This is a genomic window from Streptomyces fodineus, assembly GCF_001735805.1.
In the GTDB taxonomy this organism is placed as follows: Bacteria; Actinomycetota; Actinomycetes; order Streptomycetales; family Streptomycetaceae; genus Streptomyces; species Streptomyces fodineus.
Genome location: NZ_CP017248.1, coordinates 2,234,768 through 2,254,000 on the forward strand (window position 1 = coordinate 2,234,768; position 19,233 = coordinate 2,254,000).

Genomic DNA, 19,233 nt, shown 5'->3' on the forward strand with positions numbered 1-19,233 from the left:
TCGACCGCCTGCCCGTCTCATCGGTTACAGCGCTCATTTCAGGCGTGGCATATGCACGAGGGGCGAAGGCGTCACAGATAGTCACTCAATCCGATGAGCACAACTCCTCGGACGGCCGAAGGCCTCAGGCGGGATCCGGTCACGAGGGACTCCCGGTCGCCCGGACTTCTTGTGCCGCTGCCCCGTCAGACCCGCACCGCAAGCGCCGCAGGCCCCGGCCGCTCCCGAAAGGAGCGGCCGGGGCCTGCCCGTTTCCCCGGTCGTGGGGCCTACGCGCCGGCCAGGACGAACCAGTGGGCCGGGAGGTCGATGCGGGTGCCGTCGGTCAGGTGCTCGGTCTGTGGCAGGGCCGTCTCGCCGTCGGCGAGGATTTTCAGACCGGCCTCGCCGAGCAGGCGCGGGATCTCCCCGTCGTCGGCGTCGGCGGGCTTGAGCCCGTGGTGGAAGACGCGCTGGAGCTTGGGCCCGGGGCCGCCCTCCTGGGTCGCGGCGCGCTTGAGCACCTCCCGGGAGCCGGAGGTGAGTTCGACGACGAACGCCCGGCCCTCGGTGCCGATGATCCCGGCGACGGCGGCGGCGACCGCGGGCCGCGCCTCGGGTTCGCTCTGGTGGATGACGGCCCGCATATAGACGTTGGCATCGCCGAGCCGCTCGTGCAGGGCGCGTACGGCGTCGCCGTCGGTGAGGTCGAGCTGCTGGAACTCCACGGCGTCGTCCCGCGTGGCGCGCCGGGCGTGCTCGACGGCGGCGTGCGAGAGGTCGACGCCGACCGCGCGCGCGAACCGGGTCGCGAGGAAGCGGGTCTGGGTGCCGTTGCCGCAGCCGAGGTCGACGATGGTGCGCGCCGGGTCCGCATGGGGCAGCAGCAGGGCGCTGTGCGGTTCGGCGGTCAGGGCGGGATCGGCGTCCCAGATCGCCTCGCCCGTGTCGTCGGAGGTCTCGCTCCAGTAACTCTCCCAGGCATTACGGTAGTTGTCCGAGACGTTCATTACGATCTCCCCACGGTTCGGTTCCGTGATCGGGATATCGCGAGGGACTGGGGCGAGGCAAGGGCCGGGGGCCACCTTCACTGGATGTACGGACCCCGGAAAACCCAGGGGCGCGCGCCGGAAGTCCGCACGCCCCCGCTCGTCATCTCCGTCCGGCGAGAGCCTGTTCGAACCAGACGGTCTTGCGGTGCCCGGTGGCGCTGGCGCCCCATTCCCGGGCCAGCCGGCTGACCACGCGCAGGCCGCGGCCCGACTCGTCGTAAGGACTCGCGCCGAGCATGGCGGGCAGGGCGGGTTCGTCGTCGGTGACCTCGAACAGCAACGCGTCGGTGCGGACCACACGCAGTCCGACCGGCTCGCTCACCGCGTGCCGTACGGCGTTGGTGACGACCTCGCTGACCAGCAGCTCGGCGGTCTCCGCGGCCTGCGGGAGCCCCCACCGCAGGAGTTGTCCACGGACCAGGCCGCGGGCCCGGGCGACCTCGCGCGGGTCGGCGTCGAGCCGCCATTCGGCCACGTGATCGTCGGGGATGCCGTTGAGGCGGGCCATCAGCAGGGCGACATCGTCCTTGCGGCCACCCCGTGTGTTCAGGGCGCGGATGATGGTGTCGCAGGCGTCGTCCATGGAGGCGGCCGGATGCGCGGCGGACTCGCAGAGCGCGGCGAGGCCCTCGCCGATGTCGGAGCCGCGCACCTCGACCAGTCCGTCGGTGCACAGCACCAGCCGGTCGCCGGGAAAGACCCTGATCCGGGTGGCCTCGAAGGGGACACCGCCCACGCCGATGGGCGCTCCGGTGGGCAGGTCGAGGAGCTCGCTGCTGCCGTCCGCGGCGCGGACCAGGACGGGCGGGATGTGGCCGGCGTTGGCGAGATGGAGCTCGCCGCGGATCGGGTCGTAGACGGCGTACAGGCAGGTGGCGAGGTAGGTGTCGCCGAGCCGGCGGGCCAGGTCGTCGAGGTTGCGCAGGAGTTGGGCGGGCGGGGTCTCCATGGTGGCCATGGTCTGCACGGCGGTCCGCAACTGGCCCATCATGGCCGCCGAGTTGAGGCCGTGGCCCATGACGTCACCGACCACGAGGGCGGTGCGCGAGCCGGGCAGTTTGATGCTGTCGAACCAGTCGCCGCCGATCCGGCCGAGCCGGGTGCCGGGCAGATAGCGGGTGGCGATGTCGCATCCGGCCATCCGCGGGGTGACCTGCGGGAGCATGCTGTCCTGGAGAGTGTCGGCGACGTTCTCCTGGTAGGCGTACATGCGGGCGTTGTCGAGCACGAGGCCCGCGCGAGCGGCGAGTTCGGCACCGGTGGTGCGGTCCATGTCGTCGAAGGCCTGCCGGTCCGGGCGGCGCATCAGCACCATGAAACCGAGGACGACGTTACGGGCCTTGAGCGGCACGATCAGCAGGGAACGCCCGCCGATCAGCGGCCTCAGATCGCGCTTCTCGAACTCGCCGGCGATGCGGTTGGCCAGGTCCTCGGTGACCCTCGGGATCAGGACCGGTTCGCCGGTGCTCATGCACTTGTAGAACGGGGTGTGCCGGGGGAAGGCGAAGGCCTCGCCGACGGGCACGGTGTCGTCCCAGCGGCCCGGTTCGTCGTTGTGCTCGACCCAGACGCGGAACATCACGGTCTGCTCGTCCGGCGGGCCGTCCGGGAAGCCTTCGCCGGCGAGGACGGCGGCGCGCAGATGGGTGCCGGCGAAGTCCGCGAACCGGGGCACGGCCGCGCTGGTGACCTCGCGGATCGTCTCGCCGAGGTCGAGGGAGGAGCCGATGGCGGAGCTGACCTCGTTGAGGAATTCCAGCCGCTCGCGCGCGGCGGCGTACTCCAGGTCCTGCTCGGCGCCCTCCGGGACCACGACGGCCACCGGCCGCGGTTGCGGTACGACGGCCTCGGTACGTGGGCGCCCGGCGCGACGGGGCACGCCCCAGTAGGGGGTGACGGGCACCCGGTCGAACTGGCTGAACTCCAGGACCGGATAGCCCAGTTCGAGCACCTGGGAGACGATACGGCCGCTCAGCCCCGGGCCCATGTTGGGCAGGATCTCGGGCAGCCGCCGTGCGAGTTCCTCGGAGGCGGGCAGTTCGGTGTGGCGGGCGAAGCCGGGCGAGATGCGTTCGGCGGTCTCGTCGTCGTAGCCGCGTTCGTCGCGCAGCCGGGTGGCGTCGGCGGCGAGCACGAGCAGCCGGGACGGCCCCGGGCCGACCAGCGGGTAGGCCCACCACAGTACGTCGAGCCGCTCGCCGCCGGGGGCCGGTGCGTGCGGGAAGAGGCGGGCGCGGCCCGCGGTGGCGTAGGCGGTGTGCCCGCCGAGCGAGGTCTCCAGGTCGGGGCCGAGTCCGTCGTACTCCTCGTAGGCGTCCGGCATCGGATCGCCGTGCGGGTCCTCCGGGAGGGCGCCCGAGACGGGCAGCAGATCGGCCGCGGCATGCCCGACGGCTTCTTCCCTGCTCGCTCCGAACAGGCGGCGCGCGCCACTGCTCCAGTGGGACACCAGGCCCTCGCGGTCGACGACGACCACGGCCAGCGGAATCCGGCCCGCCGCCGGGTCTCCGGCGCCGCGCCCGGGAGGTGTGTCCCGCTCGCTGCCACGGTCCATGGCCCCGGCCCTCTCTCCCCACGGCTGTACGCAAACGATCTGTGCCGCCCGTCACTACGGTACGGCGACGGCCGGTCGCGATGTGTGGCAATCCTGGAATTTGTTTCACATGATCGCACCGGCGCGCAGCTCAGCGCCCCTGCGGGCGCCGCAGCTCAGTCCTCGTGCCCCAGTTGCAGGTCCCGCTCGGTACGGCCGCCGCCCGCGACCTGGAGCACGGTGGCGACCGGCGGGTAACCGGCGGCGATGACGGTGTACTCGCCCGAGGAGAGGTCGACGAACCGGAACATTCCGTCCGTTCCGGTGGTGAGGGTGTCGACGACGTTGCCCGCGGCGTCGAGGAGCGTCACGCGCGCGTCCTCCACGGGCCGTCCGCCGCTCGCCCGGACGGTGCCCCTGAGCACGGCGCCGCCCGCGAGTTCGACGTCCTGCCGGGTCTCCCGGGCGGCCTGCACGGTGACCGGGAGGGCGGCGGGCCGGAAGGCGGGGGCGCTGGCGGCGAGGGTGTACTCGCCGGCGACCAGTTCGGTGATGACGTAGCCGCCCTCCCGCCCGCTGCGGGTGGTGGCGACGACCTCGCCGTGCACATTGGTGAGGGTGACGGTGGCGTCGCGCACGGGGGTGCCGTCGGCGGTGAGCACGCCGCCGGCGAGGCGTCCGGCGCCGCCGAGGACGACATCGAGCTCGACGGGCCGTTCGCCGACGGTGACGGAGACGGCCTGCGGCTGGTGGCCGCCGGCGGCGGCGATCAGCACGTACGCCCCCGAGCCGGGCGTGCTGAGCGCGTACCGCCCGTCCTCGCCGCTCGCGCCGCGGCCGATCTGCTGTCCGGCGATGTCGATGAGGGTGAGCGCGGCGCGGGGCACCACGGTGCCGTCGGGGTGCTGGACCGTGCCGCAGACGGGGATTCCGGCGGCGTACGGCGAACGCGCCTGCGGAATGGGGGCGTTGACGGTCTCGTACTCGGGCTCTGTTTCGGCGGTGTGGTGGGACACCAGGGGTTTCTCCTTGAGGAAGAAGGCGATGAGCAGGCCGAGGACCAGCACCGGCACGAGGTAGAGGAAGATCCGGGGCATCGCGTCGGCGTAGGCGCGGATGTAGGCGTCGCGCAGCGCCGGGGGCAGCGCGTGGACGAGCTGCGGGGTGAGGGACTCGGGGTCGGGCAGCCGGGCCCCGGCGCGCGGCGGCAGTTCCCTGCGCAGGGCATCGGTGAGCCGATCGGCGAACAGGGTGCCGAAGACCGCGGCGCCCACGCTGCCGCCGATCTGCCGGAAGTAGTTGTTGGCACTGGTGGCGGTCCCGAGGTCGGCGGGCCGTACGGAGTTCTGCACGGCGAGGACGAGGACGGGCATCACCATGCCGATACCGGCGCCGAGGACGGCCATCCAGATGCTGTAGTGCAGCCGGGGCGTGCCGACTTCGAGCCGGGACAGCAGCCACATGCCGGCGGCGGAGACGGCGCCGCCGAGGACTGGGAAGATCTTGTAGCGGCCGGTGTTGCTGATGAGCTGGCCGCCGATGACGGAGGCGCCGACGATCCCGGCCATCATGGGCAGCATCAGCAGCCCGGACTCGGTGGCGCTGGCCCCGTCGACCATCTGCAGGAAGGTCGGCAGATAGCTGGCTGCGCCGAACAGGGCGACGCCGATCACGAGGCCCACCAGGCCGCTGACGTTGAAGACGGAGTCGCGGAACAGCCTCAGCGGGATGAGGGGTTCGGCGGCGAAGCGCTCGGCGACGAGGAAGAGGACGACCGCGGCGAGCGCGCCGGCGCCGAGGCCGATGATCTGCCGGGAGCCCCAGGCGTACTGGGTGCCGCCCCAACTGGTCAGCAGCACCAGGCAGGTGGAGGCGGCGGCGAGCAGCAGCGCGCCGAGGACGTCGAGGCGGCCGCGGGTGCGCGGCTTGGGGAGTTTCAGGACGAGGGTGACGACGGCGAGGGTGACCAGTCCGAGGGGGACGTTGAGGTAGAAGCACCAGCGCCAGGAGAGGTGGTCGGTGAAGTAGCCGCCGAGCAGCGGCCCGGCGACGGAGGCGAGGCCGAAGGCGGCGCCGATCAGGCCCATGTAGCGGCCGCGCTGCCGGGGCGGCACGATGTCGGCGATGATCGCCTGCACACCGATCATGAGCCCGCCCGCGCCGACGCCCTGGAGCGCGCGGAAGGCGATCAGCTGGTCCATGGACCGTGCGCGGCCGGCGAGCGCGGAGCCGAGGACGAAGACGGCGATGGCGAACTGGAAGACGCCCTTGCGGCCGACGAGGTCGCCGAGCTTGCCGTACAGGGGCAGGCCGATGGTGGAGGTGAGCAGGTAGGCGGTGATCGCCCAGGACATCCGGTCCAGGCCGTGCAGTTCGCCGACGATCTTCGGCAGCGCGGTCGCGACGATCATCTGGTCGAGCGCCGCGAGCAGCAGGGCGAGCATCAGCCCGAGGAACACCAAGCGCACGCGGCGCGCGCCGAGTTCGGCGGCCGGTGCGGGCGCAGGCGGTGCTGCGGCGGTCTCTTCCCCCGCCGCCGGTGCCGCGACCGGCTCGTGATTCACCAGAGTCGTCCCTCCCACGTTCCGCTCCCCTCGTCGCACCTGTCACATTTCCCGCGTAAAGCGTCAACTGTGAGCAACTGCGGCGAGTTACGGAATCGTTCCGGGCAAGAGGGAGATCCACTCGAACCGGTGAAGGGGTACAACACCCCCTCACCGGCGGGCTTTTGGGCCTACTTCTCGACCTCGGCGGCGAGCTTGTCGAGCAGGGCGTCGTAGATCCGGCCGAGACCCTTGGGCGCGAAGGTCTTCTCGAAGAAGCCGCCGATGCCGCCGGCACCCTGCCAGGTGGTGGTGACGACGACCCGGGACGACCCCTCGCCGGCGGGGGTGACACGCCAGGTGGTGACCATGGAGGAGTTGCGGTCCTTCTCGACCAGCTCGCCGTCGGTGGGCTCGCTGACCTCCAGCAGGCAGTCGCGCACCCGCTTGCTGGTGGCCTGGAGCTTCCAGTGGACGAGGGTGCCCTCGCCGTCGCCGCCCTCACGGACCTCGTACTCGCTGAAGTGCTCGGGCAGCAGCTTCTGCCGCGTGCCGCGGTAGTCGGCGAGGGCGTCGAACACCTTCTCCGCGTCCGCCGCGACGACCCGCTCCGTAGTGGCCTCGACCTGCGCCATTGCGTTCCTCCAGGACCTGATTTCTCGGGGTTGGGGAAAGCCAACCACCCCGGTGCCCGGCCACCCAAATCGGGGGTCGCCATCGGGGTCCCTCACCAGGGGCCGCACGATCATGGGAACAGATGTTCTATTGTGTGCCGCAGTGCTACCGAGGAGGCGTCATGCGCTGGGAGAACCTCACCGTGGAGTCCGGAGCGTCCGCCCGATCCGGGGACGCGGCCGAGCACGGACGGGCCGCCGAGGCCGCGTTGTTCGGCGCGGACGCCGTGACCACGCGCACCTTCGACACGCCCGAGTTCCGCGGCATCACCTTCCACGAGGTCCGGGCCCGCTCGGTGCTGAACCGGGTGCCGGGCGCCTCACGCATGCCGTTCGAGTGGACCGTCAACCCCTACCGGGGCTGCACGCATGCGTGCGTGTACTGCTTCGCCCGCAAGACGCACGGCTATCTGGACCTCGACACCGGCATCGGCTTCGACACCCAGATCGTGGTCAAGGTGAACGCGCCCGAGGTGCTGCGCCGCCAGCTGGCCTCCCGCCGCTGGCAGGGCGACCACGTGGCGATGGGCACCAACGTCGACTGCTACCAGCGCGCCGAGGGCCGCTACGGGCTGATGCCGGGCATCATCTCCGCCCTCACCGAGCACGCGAACCCGTTCTCGATCCTCACCAAGGGCACGCTGATCCTGCGCGACCTGGACCTGCTGGTCCGCGCGGCCGAGGTGACGGACATCGGCATCTCGGTCTCCGTCGGCTTCCTCGACACCGAACTGTGGCGCACGGTGGAGCCGGGCACGCCCGCGCCCGAGCGCCGCCTGGACGTCGTACGCACCCTGGGCGAGCACGGCATCGGCTGCGGGGTGCTGATGGCGCCGGTCATCCCGTTCCTGAGCGACCATCCGGACCGGCTGCGGGCCACGGTACGGGCGATCGCGGCGGCCGGGGCCAGCTCGGTCACCCCCTTGGTGCTGCATCTGCGGCCCGGCGCGCGGGAGTGGTTCATGGCCTGGCTCGCACAGCACCATCCGCACCTGGTGCGGCGCTACGAGCGGCTGTACGCGGAGGGCGCCTACGCACCCAAGTGGTACCAGCGCCGGATCACCCGTCAGGTGCACGAGCTGGCGCAGGAGTACGGCATCGGGCCCACCCGTCCGGGCCTGGCCCGCCGGATCCGCCCGGCGGAACCTTCCAGCGTGTCCGAACCGACCCAGCTCACGCTCCTGTGAGGCCCGCCCACGGGTGAGGGCGTTCGAGGGCTTCGGGCAACCCAAACGGGTCAACTATGCCTATAACGCGTTCTTCAGAGCGCCGATTCCGGGACGATGCCGCGAGAGATACGACCCTCGCGGTCCGCCGACACCTCCGTCCCGGGAGGACGCATGAGAACACGCGCAGCCGCGCTGTGCGCAGCCGCCGCCGTGGTGGCCGGCTCGGTCACTGCCCCGCCCGCGCAGGCGGCCCCGGCCGCCCCCACCCCCCGGCTCGCCTGGAAGAAGTGCGGCACGACCACCTACCCGACGCTCCAGTGCGCCGCCCTGAAGGTGCCGCTGGACCACGCCGACCCGTCGGGCCGGCAGATCACGCTCGCGCTCTCCCGCGTCCCGCACACCGCGAAGACCTCCCAGGGCCCCCTGCTGGTCAACCCGGGCGGGCCCGGCGCCGGCGGCCTGATGCTCGCCGGACTCGTCGCCTCGGCCCTGCCCAAGAGCGTTGCCGCACAGTACGACGTGATCGGCTTCGACCCGCGCGGGGTCGGCCGGAGCAGCCCGGCCCTGGTCTGCTCGCCCGGCCATTTCGCGTCGGTGCGCCCGGACAGCGTGCCCGCCACGGCCGCGCTGGAGCGGGCCAACCTCGCGCGCGCGAGGGCCTTCGCCACCGCCTGCGGCCGCAGGTACGCCGACGTGCTGCCCTATATGGACACGGTCAACGCCGTGAAGGACATGGACGCCGTCCGCGCGGCCCTCGGCGCGCCGGGCATCAGTTACCTCGGCTACTCCTACGGCACCTACCTCGGCGCGGTCTACGCGAAGCTGTACCCGCAGCGGATCCGGCGTCTGGTGCTGGACTCGATCGTCGACCCGACCGGCGTCTGGTACCCGGACAACCTGGGCCAGGAGTACGCCTTCGACGAACGCCAACGCGCGCTGATGGCGTGGATCGCGCGGTACGACTCCTCGTACCACCTCGGCAGGGACCCCGCGAAGATCGAGGCCGAGTGGTACGCGATGCGGGCGGCGCTGGCGAAGAAGCCGGCCGGGGGCAAGGTGGGCGCCTCCGAGCTGGAGGACACCTTCATCCCGGGCGGCTACTACGACGGCTACTGGCCCTCTCTCGCCGAGGCGTTCGCGGCGTATGTGCGCGGCAAGAACACCGAGCCGCTGGTGGAGGCTTACGAGAAGCTCGGCGCCGTGGACGGCTCGGGCGACAACGGCTACAGCGTCTACACGGCGGTGCAGTGCCGTGACACCTCCTGGCCCGGCAGTTGGAACCGGTGGCGCACGGACACCTGGAAGGTGTACGGCAAGGCGCCCTTCATGGCCTGGAACAACACCTGGTACAACGCGCCGTGTGCGTTCTGGCCGACCCCGAAACGCCGGCCGGTGAACGTCGCCAACGGCAAGCTGCCGCCGGTGCTGCTCTTCCAGGCGACAAACGACGCGGCCACGCCGTACCCCGGGGGTGTCACGGTCCACCGGCTGCTCGCCCGCTCCAGCCTGGTGATCGAGGAGGGCGGCGGCAACCACGGCGTCACGCTGAGCGGCAACTCCTGCCTGGACACGTACCTGGCCGCGTATCTGACGGACGGCAGGGTCCCGCGGGGTACGGGCGCGGGCGTCGCCGACGCGGTCTGCAAGAAGGCACCGGATCCGAAGCCGCTGACGGCCAAGGCGGCGGTGACGTCGTCGCGGGCCTCGGCCCTGCACGCGCTGCTGGGCTTCCGGCGCTGAGCAGTCCCCGTCGCCCGTCGGGGGCGTTGTCAGTGGGCTGGTCCACCATGGAGTCATGAGTGATCACCGTGGAGCTCCGACCGAACCGACCCGGATCCCTGCCCCCGACGGCGTGGCCCCCGCCACCCAGTACAGCCACGTCGTCTCGGCGACCGGCCGCTTCGTCGCCGTCTCCGGCCAGCTCGCCCTGGACGAGCAGGGCAGGCTGGTGGGCGAGGGCGACCCCGCGGCCCAGGCCCGCCAGGTCTTCGAGAACCTCAAGCGCTGCCTGGCCGCGGCCGGCGCCGGCTTCGAACACGTGGTGAAACTGACGTACTTCGTCACCGACACCGCCCACCTCCCGGCGATCCGCGCGGCCCGAGCCGCCCACATACCCGACGACCGCCTCCCGGCATCCTCCGCCGTGCGAGTCGCCGGGCTGGTGGCACCGGAGTTCCTGATGGAGATCGAGGCACTGGCGGTGGTGGCCGAGTGACCTCCCTGGTCATCCGGGAGATGGCCCTCGCCGACTGCGACCGTGTCTCGGAGATCCGCATACGCGGCTGGCAACACGCCTATCGGGGGCTGATGCCGAAGTCCTACCTCGACGGGCTGAGCGTGGCGAAGGACGCCGAGCGGCGACGCGCCTGGTTCGCCCAGGGGGACGGCTCGGTGGTGAATCTGGTCGCCGAGTCGGAGGGCGAGATCCTCGGCTGGGCGGCACACGGGCCGCACCGGGACGGCGGCACACCCGCCGCCGACGCCGAGTTGTACGCGCTCTATGTCGATCCCGCGTGTCTGGGCAGCGGGGTCGGGCGTGCGCTGCTGAACGTGTCGGTCGAGCGGTGTGCCACGTATCCGCGCATGTTCCTGTGGGTGCTGAGGGACAACGCCCCCGCCCGCCGCTTCTACGAACGCGCCGGTTTCCGGCCGGACGGCACCGAGGAGCCCTGTGAGGCGGAAGGTGTGCCCGTGCCCGAGGTGCGGTACGTCAGGCAGTTGCCGGGCTGACTGGCCCTCAGGTCACTTCCTTTTGCTGGTCCTTGCGCTCGTCCTTCCGCTCGTCCTGCTGCTGGGGGATCCGCGCCAGCGCCCGTACCGCCGCCTCCGCGAGGGACGGGTGGGCGAGGGCCTCCTTCAGGACGCGGCGGGCGCGGGGGTCGCCGAGGGTGCCGAGGCCCTCCACGCAGGCGAGGGCGACCCTGCGGTGGGGGTCGTGCGGGCGGAGCCGCCGCTCCAGGGTGGTGATCAGCGCGGGCACGGACTCGGGGGCGCGCAGGTCGGTCAGGAGCCGTACGGGGTGCAGGGCGTAGGCGACGCGGAGTTCGTTGGTGGCGAGGGCCGCCGCCGCGCGGGCCGTGCGGGGGTCGCCCAGGCGGGCGAGGGCATGGGCGGCGGAGGCGCAGCGCGGTGGGTCGCGGTGGTTGAGGAGGAGCACCAGGGACTCGAAGGCACGCCGGTCGCCGGCGAGGCCGAGCCGGAACGCGGCCAGTTCCCTGGCCCACAGCGGCTGTCCGGGCGCGGTGAGCACCTCCGCGAGTTCGTCGTGGTCCTCGGTCGCCAGCAGCCGGTCGAAGGCGGCCGAGCCACGCGACTCCTGCCGTAAGCGCTCCGTGAGCGATCGCAACTCTTCGTCCACGACGTCCAGCGTAGGGCGGTGCCGGGACTTGAGGGAGCTACATCACAAAGTCCGGTCCGACTCAGGGCTGGCGCGCTCGTTACTCGCCGGTTAAGCTCAGACGAGCGAGTTACCCACTCGCGTTTTCCGCTGGCGACGGTTTGGTGACGCAGCCGTCGTGAGCGTGGTCGGTTCGGTACGACGTGTACCGCTGTACGACCCGGCTCCGGGACAGGGCCGGTCGGATTCCCTGCCGTTCGCGGGCGTGTGCGCGCCCGTGGCACCGGCAGCACCGGGCGTGTGCGCTCGCAGCCCGGCAACACCCGCACTCCTTTCCGCTCCGCGGTGCGCCCCTCGGCGCACCCGGCGCGCTCCTCGTCGTCACCCTCATTCCTGGAGTCCCGCGATGGCCACTCCCCTGTCCCCCCAGTCCGGCACCTCTCCGTCCCCGCTCAAGACGATCGCCGTCATCGGCCTCGGCACCATGGGCACCGGCATCACCGAGGTCCTCGTGAAGGCCGGCCGCGAGGTGATCGGCATCGACGTCAGCGAGGCCCAGGCCGCAAAGTCCCTGGCCGCCCTGGAGGCCTCCACCGCCCGCTGTGTGGAGCGCGGCCGGCTCACCGAGCAGGAGCGCGCCGACGCCCTCGCCCGGGTCCGCACCGGCACCGACCTCTCGGCGGCGGCCGACGCCGACCTCGTCATCGAGGTGGTCCCGGAGTCGTACGAGATCAAGCAGCAGATCTTCCGCGAGCTGGACGGCATCGTCCGCCCGGAGACGATCCTCGCGACCGGCACCAACGCCCTGTCCGTCACCCGGCTCGCCGCCGACTCCGCCCGCCCCGAGCGCGTGCTCGGCCTGCACTTCTTCAACCCGGCCCCGGCGATGAAGCTGGTCGAGGTGGTCTCCTGCGTGCTGACCGCGCCGCAGGCCGTCGCCGCGGTCACGGATCTCGCGATCGAGCTGGGCAAGGAGCCGGTCGCTGTCGGCGACCGCCCCGGTTTCGTCGCCGACGGCCTGCTCTTCGGCTACCTCAACCAGGCCGCCGCCATGTACGAGGCGCGGTACGCCTCCCGCGAGGACATCGACGCGGCGATGCGGCTCGGCTGCGGTCTGCCGATGGGCCCGCTCGCGCTGCTGGACCTGATCGGCGTCGACACCGCGCGTACGGTCCTGGAGGCCATGTACGCCGAGTCCCGCGACCGGCTGCACGCCCCGGCCCCGATCCTGAAGCAGCTCAGCGAGGCGGGCCTGACCGGCCGCAAGTCCGGGCGCGGCTTCTACACCTACGAGGCACCGGGCAGCGCCACGGTCGTGCCGGACGCGCTGACCCCGGCCGCCGGGGCCACCGAGGACACGGGCCGCACCGTCCGCTCGGTGGGCGTCGCCGGCTCCGGCACCATGGCCTCCGGCATCGCCGAGGTCTTCGCCAAGGCGGGTTACGACGTCGTCCTGGCCGCCCGCAGCGAGGAGAAGGCCCAGGCCGCCAAGGCCCGGATCGGCAAGTCCCTGGCGCGCTCCGTGGACAAGGGCCGGCTGACCGCCGAGGCCGCCGCGCAGATCCTGGACCGGGTCGCTCCGGCCGGGTCCTACGACGCCTTCGCCGACGTCGACCTGGCCGTGGAGGCGATCGCCGAGGACCTGGAGATCAAGCGGCAGCTGTTCGCCACGCTGGACAAGGTCTGCAAGCCCGGCGCGGTCCTCGCCACCACCACCTCCTCGCTGCCCGTCGTCGCCTGCGCCCGCGCCACCTCGCGTCCGCAGGACGTCATCGGCATGCACTTCTTCAACCCGGCGCCGGCGATGAAGCTGGTCGAGGTCGTCCGTACGGTGCTGACGGCCGACGACGTCCACGCGACGGTGCGCGAGGTCTGCGTGAGGATCAAGAAGCACGCGGTCGACTGCGGCGACCGTGCGGGCTTCATCGTGAACGCCCTGCTCTTCCCGTACCTGAACAACGCGATCAAGATGGTGCAGGAACACTATGCGTCTCTTGACGACATCGACGCGGCGATGAAGCTGGGCGGCGGCTACCCGATGGGCCCGTTCGAGCTCCTGGACGTCGTCGGGCTCGATGTCTCGCTCGCGATCGAGAAGGTCCTGCACCGCGAGTTCCGCGACCCGGGCCTGGCCCCGGCCCCGCTGCTGGAGCACCTGGTGGCCGCGGGCTGCCTCGGCCGCAAGACCGGCCGTGGCTTCCGCGAGTATGCCCGCCGCTGACGGCGCCGGCGACTGGTCCTACACGGAGACGGACTGGGGCGGACTGCTCGACCCCGCGGACGTTCCCCCGCCCCACTGGGGCGGGGGAAACCCCTCACCCGCGCACCGAACTGCACACATGCAGTACGTTCGGGTCATGTCCCAGCCCGCCAAGTCCTCACGTACACCAGCTACGCCCGACGCGCCGGAAAGTGCCGCAGGCAGTCGCGCCGCCGCCCAGCGGCTCAAGATGCGCCGGGAACTGGCGGCCGCAGCCATGGAGCTGTTCGCGACCAAGGGGTACGAGGCGACCACCGTCGACGAGATCGCGGCCGCCGCCGGAGTCGCCCGCCGCACCTTCTTCCGCCACTTCCGCTCCAAAGAAGAGGCGATCTTCCCGGACCACGACGACACATTGATCCGCGCCGAGGCGGTGCTCAACGCCGCCCCCGCGCACGAGCACCCGCTCGACACCGTGTGCCGGGGCATCAAGGAAGTCATGAGGATGTACGCGGCCGCTCCGGAGATCTCGGTCGCCCGCTACAAGCTCACCCGCGAGGTGCCCACCCTGCGGGAGGCCGAGATCGCCTCGGTGGCCCGCTACGAGCGCCTGTTCACCCGTTATCTCCTCGGGCACTTCGACGAGCACGCGCACGCCGACGACGCCAACGACGACCCGCTGCTGGCCGAGGTGGCCGCCTCCGCGGTCGTCACCGCCCACAACCACGTCCTGCGGCGCTGGCTGCGGGCGGGCGGCCAGGGCGACGTGGAGGCGCAGCTCGACCACGCCTTCGCGATCGTGCGGAAGACCTTCGGCACCGGTATCGGCGCCGGGCGCACCTCGGCATCCCGGCCGGCCGCCACCGCGGCTCCCGCGACGGCCTCCGCGCACGGCGAGGTGCTGGTCACGGTCGCCCGTACCGACGCCCCGCTCGACGAGGTCATGCGGACCATCGAGGAAGCACTCAAGGAGCGCTGAGCCGCTTCCCCCGCTGTGTGACGACGGCCACCCGACCGGGTGGCCGTTTTGCCATGTCAGGGCCCGTTTTCGAGCAGATTTCAAGCGCCGTTCGATCGATCATCGCTCATTTGTTACGTAAAGATTTCACCTGAGCCAAATCCTTGGCACTCAGTGCCTTGCCACCTGACACGCGGTGTCATACGTTGAAGGTGTCCGGGCGGCCGGCGAGCAGAGACCATTCGCTCGCCGGCTGTCCCCAAGGGCCATGGCCCCCGCGCCCGGACGCCTGCGTCACAGGCAACCTCCCGCGCCACAAAGCGCTGCCGAAGCACCACCGAGCCGAACCGACGGCACACCTCAAAACCCTCAGCAGCACTCAACGCAGCACCGACGATCCCCCAGCGCCCCTCCCTCAGGGCGCTCACCGCCGGAGGCAATACCGTGACCGTGAAGGACATCCTGGACGCGATCCAGTCGAAGGACGCCACGTCCGCCGACTTCGCCGCCCTGCCGCTCCCCGAGTCGTACCGCGCGATCACCGTGCACAAGGACGAGACGGAGATGTTCGCGGGCCTTCAGACCCGCGACAAGGACCCGCGCAAGTCGATCCACCTGGACGACGTTCCCGTGCCCGAGCTGGGCCCGGGCGAGGCCCTGGTGGCCGTCATGGCCTCCTCGGTCAACTACAACTCGGTGTGGACCTCGATCTTCGAGCCGCTGCCGACCTTCGGCTTCCTGGAGCGCTACGGCAAGCTCAGCGAGCTGACCAAGCGGCACGACCTGCCGTACCACATCATCGGCTCCGACCTCGCGGGCGTCGTCCTGCGCACCGGACCGGGCGTCAACGCCTGGAAGCCCGGTGACGAGGTCGTCGCCCACTGCCTGTCCGTCGAGCTGGAGTCCTCCGACGGCCACAACGACACCATGCTCGACCCCGAGCAGCGCATCTGGGGCTTCGAGACCAACTTCGGCGGCCTCGCCGAGATCGCGCTGGTGAAGTCCAACCAGCTGATGCCGAAGCCCGGGCACCTCAGCTGGGAGGAGGCCGCGGCCCCGGGCCTGGTCAACTCCACCGCCTACCGCCAGCTGGTGTCCCGCAACGGCGCCGGCATGAAGCAGGGCGACAACGTGCTCATCTGGGGCGCGAGCGGCGGACTCGGCTCGTACGCCACCCAGTTCGCCCTCGCCGGCGGCGCCAACCCCATCTGTGTCGTCTCCAGCGACCAGAAGGCCGACATCTGCCGCTCCATGGGCGCCGAGGCGATCATCGACCGCAACGCCGAGGGCTACAAGTTCTGGAAGGACGAGAACACCCAGGACCCGAAGGAGTGGAAGCGCTTCGGCAAGCGCATCCGCGAGCTCACCGGCGGCGAGGACATCGACATCGTCTTCGAGCACCCCGGCCGCGAGACCTTCGGCGCGAGCGTCTTCGTCACCCGCAAGGGCGGCACCATCACCACCTGTGCCTCGACCTCGGGCTACATGCACGAGTACGACAACCGCTACCTGTGGATGTCGCTGAAGCGCATCATCGGCTCCCACTTCGCCAACTACCGCGAGGCCTGGGAGGCCAACCGCCTCATCGCCAAGGGCAAGATCCACCCGACCCTGTCCAAGACCTACTCCCTCGAGGACACCGGCCAGGCCGCCTACGACGTCCACCGCAACCTGCACCAGGGCAAGGTCGGCGTGCTGTGCCTCGCGCCCGAGGAAGGCCTCGGTGTGCGCGACGAGGAGATGCGCGCCAAGCACCTCGACGCCATCAACCGCTTCCGCAACGTCTGAGAGCCATAGATGACAGAGCGTCAGAAGGACCGTCCGTGGCTCATGCGGACGTACGCCGGCCACTCGACGGCGGAGGCGTCCAACGAGCTGTACCGGCGCAACCTCGCCAAGGGCCAGACCGGTCTGTCGGTGGCGTTCGACCTGCCGACGCAGACCGGCTACGACCCCGACCACATCCTCGCCCGCGGCGAGGTCGGCCGGGTGGGCGTGCCGGTGGCCCATCTCGGTGACATGCGCAGGCTGTTCCAGGACATCCCCCTGGAGCAGATGAACACCTCGATGACGATCAACGCCACCGCCATGTGGCTGCTGGCGCTCTACCAGGTCGTCGCCGAGGAGCAGGGCGCGGACATCACCAAGCTCCAGGGCACGACCCAGAACGACATCGTCAAGGAGTACCTGTCCCGGGGCACCCATGTGTTCCCGCCGGGGCCGTCGCTCCGGCTGACGACGGACATGATCGCGTACACGGTCTCCCACATCCCGAAGTGGAACCCGATCAACATCTGCAGCTACCACCTGCAGGAGGCCGGGGCCACGCCGGTGCAGGAGATCGCGTACGCGATGTCCACCGCGATCGCGGTGCTCGACGCCGTGCGCGACTCGGGCCAGGTGCCGCAGGAGCGCATGGGTGACGTGGTCGCCCGGATCTCCTTCTTCGTGAACGCGGGTGTCCGCTTCATCGAGGAGATGTGCAAGATGCGGGCGTTCGGCCGCATCTGGGACAAGGTCACGCGCGAGCGGTACGGCATCGAGAACCCCAAGCAGCGCCGGTTCCGGTACGGCGTCCAGGTCAACTCCCTCGGCCTGACGGAGGCTCAGCCGGAGAACAACGTCCAGCGGATCGTGCTGGAGATGCTGGCCGTGACGCTGTCGAAGGACGCACGCGCGCGTGCCGTGCAGCTGCCCGCCTGGAACGAGGCCCTCGGCCTGCCCCGGCCCTGGGACCAGCAGTGGAGCCTGCGCATCCAGCAGGTGCTCGCCTACGAGAGCGACCTGCTGGAGTACGAGGACATCTTCGAGGGCTCGAAGGTGATCGAGGCGAAGGTGGACCAGCTGGTCACCGACGTCCTCGCGGAGATCGACCGGATCCAGGAGATGGGCGGCGCGATGGCCGCCGTGGAGTCCGGTTACCTCAAGTCCCAGCTGGTCGCCTCGCACGCCGAGCGCCGGGCCCGGATCGAGTCCGGGGAGGACAAGATCATCGGTGTCAACGCCTTCGAGGGCACCGAGCCGAACCCGCTGACGGCCGACCTGGACACCGCGATCATGACGGTGGACCCGGCGGTCGAGGCCCGGGTCATCGCCTCGCTGCAGCACTGGCGCGACACGCGGTACCAGCCGCCCTTCAACCACCCGCGCCCGTGCAAGGCGCTGGAGCGGCTGAAGGAGGCCGCCAAGGGCACCCAGAACCTGATGGAGGCCACGCTGGAGTGCGCCCGCGCCGGGGTCACGACCGGCGAGTGGGCCGGCGCCCTGCGCGAGGTGTTCGGCGAGTACCGGGCGCCCACCGGGGTCTCCTCCGCGCCGGTGGCCGTCACCGCCGAGCCGGGCTCCGCGCTCGCCGAGGTGCGCGCCAAGGTGGATGCCACCGCCCGTGAGCTGGGCGTGGGCAAGCTGCGGTTCCTGGTCGGCAAGCCGGGCCTGGACGGGCACTCCAACGGCGCCGAGCAGATCGCCGTACGCGCGCGTGACGCCGGCTTCGAGGTGGTCTACCAGGGCATCCGGCTGACGCCCGAGCAGATCGTGGACGCGGCCCTCGCCGAGGACGTGCACGCGGTCGGCCTGTCGATCCTGTCCGGCTCGCACGCCCAGCTGGTGCCGGACGTGCTCCAGCGGCTGCGTGTGGCCGGTGCCACAGATATACCGGTGATCGCCGGTGGCATCATCCCGAATGGTGACGCCGAGCAGCTCAGGTCCGCAGGCGTGGCCGCCGTCTTCACCCCGAAGGACTTCGACATCACCGGAATCATCGGCCGAATCGTCGACGAGATCCGGAAAGCGAACAAGCTCGACCCCCTGGAGGTCCCCGCATGACCACCCCTGTCAACCGCCTTCGCCCGCGGCGCTCCTGCCTGGCCGTACCGGGCTCGAACCCGCGCTTCCTGGAGAAGGCGCAGGGCCTCCCGGCGGACCAGGTCTTCCTGGACCTGGAGGACGCCTGCGCGCCGCTCGCCAAGCCCGAGGCGCGGCACACCATCGTCAAGTTCCTCAACGAGGGCGACTGGACGGGCAAGACGCGCGTCGTGCGCGTCAACGACTGGACGACCGAGTGGACGTACCGCGATGTCGTCACGGTCGTCGAGGGCGCGGGCCCGAACCTGGACTGCATCATGCTGCCGAAGGTGCAGAACGCCGAGCAGGTCGTCGCCCTCGACCTCCTGCTCACCCAGATCGAGAAGACGATGGGCTTCGAGGTCGGCCGGATCGGCATCGAGGCGCAGATCGAGAACGCGCAGGGACTGAACAACGTCAACGCGATCGCGCAGGCCTCCCCGCGCGTCGAGACGATCATCTTCGGCCCGGCCGACTTCATGGCCTCCATCAACATGAAGTCGCTCGTCGTGGGCGAGCAGCCGCCCGGCTACCCGGCGGACGCCTACCACTACATCCTGATGAAGATCCTGATGGCCGCCCGCGCCAACAACCTCCAGGCGATCGACGGCCCCTACCTGCAGATCCGCAACATCGACGGCTACCGCGCGGTCGCCCAGCGCGCCGCGGCCCTCGGCTTCGACGGCAAGTGGGTGCTGCACCCGGGCCAGGTCGAGGCGTCCAACGAGATCTTCTCGCCCTCGCAGGAGGACTACGACCACGCCGAGCTGATCCTGGACGCGTACGACTACTACACGTCCGAGGCGGGCGGCAAGAAGGGCTCCGCGATGCTCGGCGACGAGATGATCGACGAGGCCAGCCGCAAGATGGCCCTGGTCATCTCCGGCAAGGGCCGGGCCGCCGGCATGCAGCGCACGTCGAAGTTCGAGATCCCCGCCAGCTAAG

General features: G+C 71.0%; 14 protein-coding genes. 9 read left to right on the forward strand and 5 right to left on the reverse strand.

The annotated features are described in order from the left end of the window. Positions 1 to 269: 269 nt before the first annotated feature. The 4 genes from BFF78_RS09005 to BFF78_RS09020 form a co-directional block, all read right to left on the reverse strand. The gene (locus BFF78_RS09005; protein ID WP_069777813.1) at positions 270 to 989 is read right to left on the reverse strand and encodes a class I SAM-dependent methyltransferase; all 720 of its coding nucleotides are present in this window, start codon (positions 987 to 989) and stop codon (positions 270 to 272) included. A gap of 142 nt (positions 990 to 1,131) precedes the next feature. Next, the gene (locus BFF78_RS09010; RefSeq protein WP_069777814.1) at positions 1,132 to 3,585 is read right to left on the reverse strand and encodes an ATP-binding SpoIIE family protein phosphatase; all 2,454 of its coding nucleotides are present in this window, start codon (positions 3,583 to 3,585) and stop codon (positions 1,132 to 1,134) included. Between the two features lie 155 nt (positions 3,586 to 3,740). Further along, a complete protein-coding gene (locus BFF78_RS09015; RefSeq protein ID WP_069777815.1) occupies positions 3,741 to 6,146 on the reverse strand; it encodes an MFS transporter in 2,406 nt (801 codons plus the stop codon). A gap of 152 nt (positions 6,147 to 6,298) precedes the next feature. Continuing rightward, positions 6,299 to 6,742, reverse strand: a complete 444-nt coding sequence (locus BFF78_RS09020; RefSeq protein WP_069777816.1) for an SRPBCC family protein — start codon at positions 6,740 to 6,742, stop codon at positions 6,299 to 6,301. Between the two features lie 161 nt (positions 6,743 to 6,903). Between BFF78_RS09020 and BFF78_RS09025 the strand changes: the two genes are divergently transcribed. From BFF78_RS09025 to BFF78_RS09040, 4 genes are all read left to right on the forward strand, one after another. Further along, on the forward strand, positions 6,904 to 7,968 hold the full coding sequence (locus BFF78_RS09025; RefSeq protein WP_069777817.1) for an Rv2578c family radical SAM protein: 1,065 nt from the start codon (positions 6,904 to 6,906) through the stop codon (positions 7,966 to 7,968). A gap of 153 nt (positions 7,969 to 8,121) precedes the next feature. Beyond that, positions 8,122 to 9,690 (forward strand): alpha/beta hydrolase, encoded by a 1,569-nt coding sequence (locus tag BFF78_RS09030; RefSeq protein WP_069777818.1) that lies wholly within the window; start codon positions 8,122 to 8,124, stop codon positions 9,688 to 9,690. A gap of 55 nt (positions 9,691 to 9,745) precedes the next feature. Then, positions 9,746 to 10,165 (forward strand): RidA family protein, encoded by a 420-nt coding sequence (locus tag BFF78_RS09035; protein WP_069777819.1) that lies wholly within the window; start codon positions 9,746 to 9,748, stop codon positions 10,163 to 10,165. A gap of 20 nt (positions 10,166 to 10,185) precedes the next feature. Next, positions 10,186 to 10,680: a GNAT family N-acetyltransferase gene (locus BFF78_RS09040; RefSeq protein WP_193433642.1), complete on the forward strand. Its 495-nt coding sequence runs from the start codon at positions 10,186 to 10,188 to the stop codon at positions 10,678 to 10,680. A 7-nt stretch (positions 10,681 to 10,687) separates the two neighbouring features. Here the strand turns inward: BFF78_RS09040 and BFF78_RS09045 are convergent, their stop codons facing one another. Continuing rightward, positions 10,688 to 11,308 carry an adenylosuccinate lyase gene (locus BFF78_RS09045; RefSeq protein WP_069777821.1) on the reverse strand — a complete coding sequence of 207 codons (621 nt, stop codon included), beginning with the start codon at positions 11,306 to 11,308 and terminating at the stop codon, positions 10,688 to 10,690. A gap of 385 nt (positions 11,309 to 11,693) precedes the next feature. On the opposite strand from BFF78_RS09045, the gene BFF78_RS09050 reads away from it, so the two are divergent. The 5 genes from BFF78_RS09050 to BFF78_RS09070 all read left to right on the forward strand — a co-directional run bounded on the left by BFF78_RS09050 (position 11,694) and on the right by BFF78_RS09070 (position 19,232). Then, positions 11,694 to 13,508, forward strand: coding sequence for a 3-hydroxyacyl-CoA dehydrogenase family protein (locus BFF78_RS09050; RefSeq protein ID WP_069777822.1), 1,815 nt, complete (start codon positions 11,694 to 11,696; stop codon positions 13,506 to 13,508). Between the two features lie 136 nt (positions 13,509 to 13,644). Then, complete coding sequence (locus tag BFF78_RS09055; protein WP_193433431.1) at positions 13,645 to 14,466, forward strand: TetR family transcriptional regulator; 822 nt, start codon at positions 13,645 to 13,647, stop codon at positions 14,464 to 14,466. A gap of 429 nt (positions 14,467 to 14,895) precedes the next feature. Next, positions 14,896 to 16,233, forward strand: coding sequence for a crotonyl-CoA carboxylase/reductase (gene ccrA, locus BFF78_RS09060; protein WP_193433643.1), 1,338 nt, complete (start codon positions 14,896 to 14,898; stop codon positions 16,231 to 16,233). A gap of 9 nt (positions 16,234 to 16,242) precedes the next feature. Next, a complete protein-coding gene (locus BFF78_RS09065; protein WP_069777825.1) occupies positions 16,243 to 18,270 on the forward strand; it encodes a protein meaA in 2,028 nt (675 codons plus the stop codon). Beyond that, the gene (locus tag BFF78_RS09070) at positions 18,267 to 19,232 is read left to right on the forward strand and encodes an HpcH/HpaI aldolase/citrate lyase family protein (RefSeq protein WP_069777826.1); all 966 of its coding nucleotides are present in this window, start codon (positions 18,267 to 18,269) and stop codon (positions 19,230 to 19,232) included. Before BFF78_RS09065 ends, BFF78_RS09070 begins: the two co-directional genes overlap by 4 nt. Position 19,233 lies beyond the last annotated feature (1 nt).

Coding starts and splice junctions, on each gene's coding strand:
- BFF78_RS09005 (WP_069777813.1), bottom strand. CDS start 989: ATGAACGTCTCGGACAACTACCGTAATGCCTGGGAGAGTTACTGGAGC.
- BFF78_RS09010 (WP_069777814.1), bottom strand. CDS start 3,585: ATGGACCGTGGCAGCGAGCGGGACACACCTCCCGGGCGCGGCGCCGGA.
- BFF78_RS09020 (WP_069777816.1), bottom strand. CDS start 6,742: ATGGCGCAGGTCGAGGCCACTACGGAGCGGGTCGTCGCGGCGGACGCG.
- BFF78_RS09025 (WP_069777817.1), top strand. CDS start 6,904: ATGCGCTGGGAGAACCTCACCGTGGAGTCCGGAGCGTCCGCCCGATCC.
- BFF78_RS09030 (WP_069777818.1), top strand. CDS start 8,122: ATGAGAACACGCGCAGCCGCGCTGTGCGCAGCCGCCGCCGTGGTGGCC.
- BFF78_RS09035 (WP_069777819.1), top strand. CDS start 9,746: ATGAGTGATCACCGTGGAGCTCCGACCGAACCGACCCGGATCCCTGCC.
- BFF78_RS09040 (WP_193433642.1), top strand. CDS start 10,186: ATGGCCCTCGCCGACTGCGACCGTGTCTCGGAGATCCGCATACGCGGC.
- BFF78_RS09050 (WP_069777822.1), top strand. CDS start 11,694: ATGGCCACTCCCCTGTCCCCCCAGTCCGGCACCTCTCCGTCCCCGCTC.
- BFF78_RS09055 (WP_193433431.1), top strand. CDS start 13,645: ATGTCCCAGCCCGCCAAGTCCTCACGTACACCAGCTACGCCCGACGCG.
- BFF78_RS09065 (WP_069777825.1), top strand. CDS start 16,243: ATGACAGAGCGTCAGAAGGACCGTCCGTGGCTCATGCGGACGTACGCC.
- BFF78_RS09070 (WP_069777826.1), top strand. CDS start 18,267: ATGACCACCCCTGTCAACCGCCTTCGCCCGCGGCGCTCCTGCCTGGCC.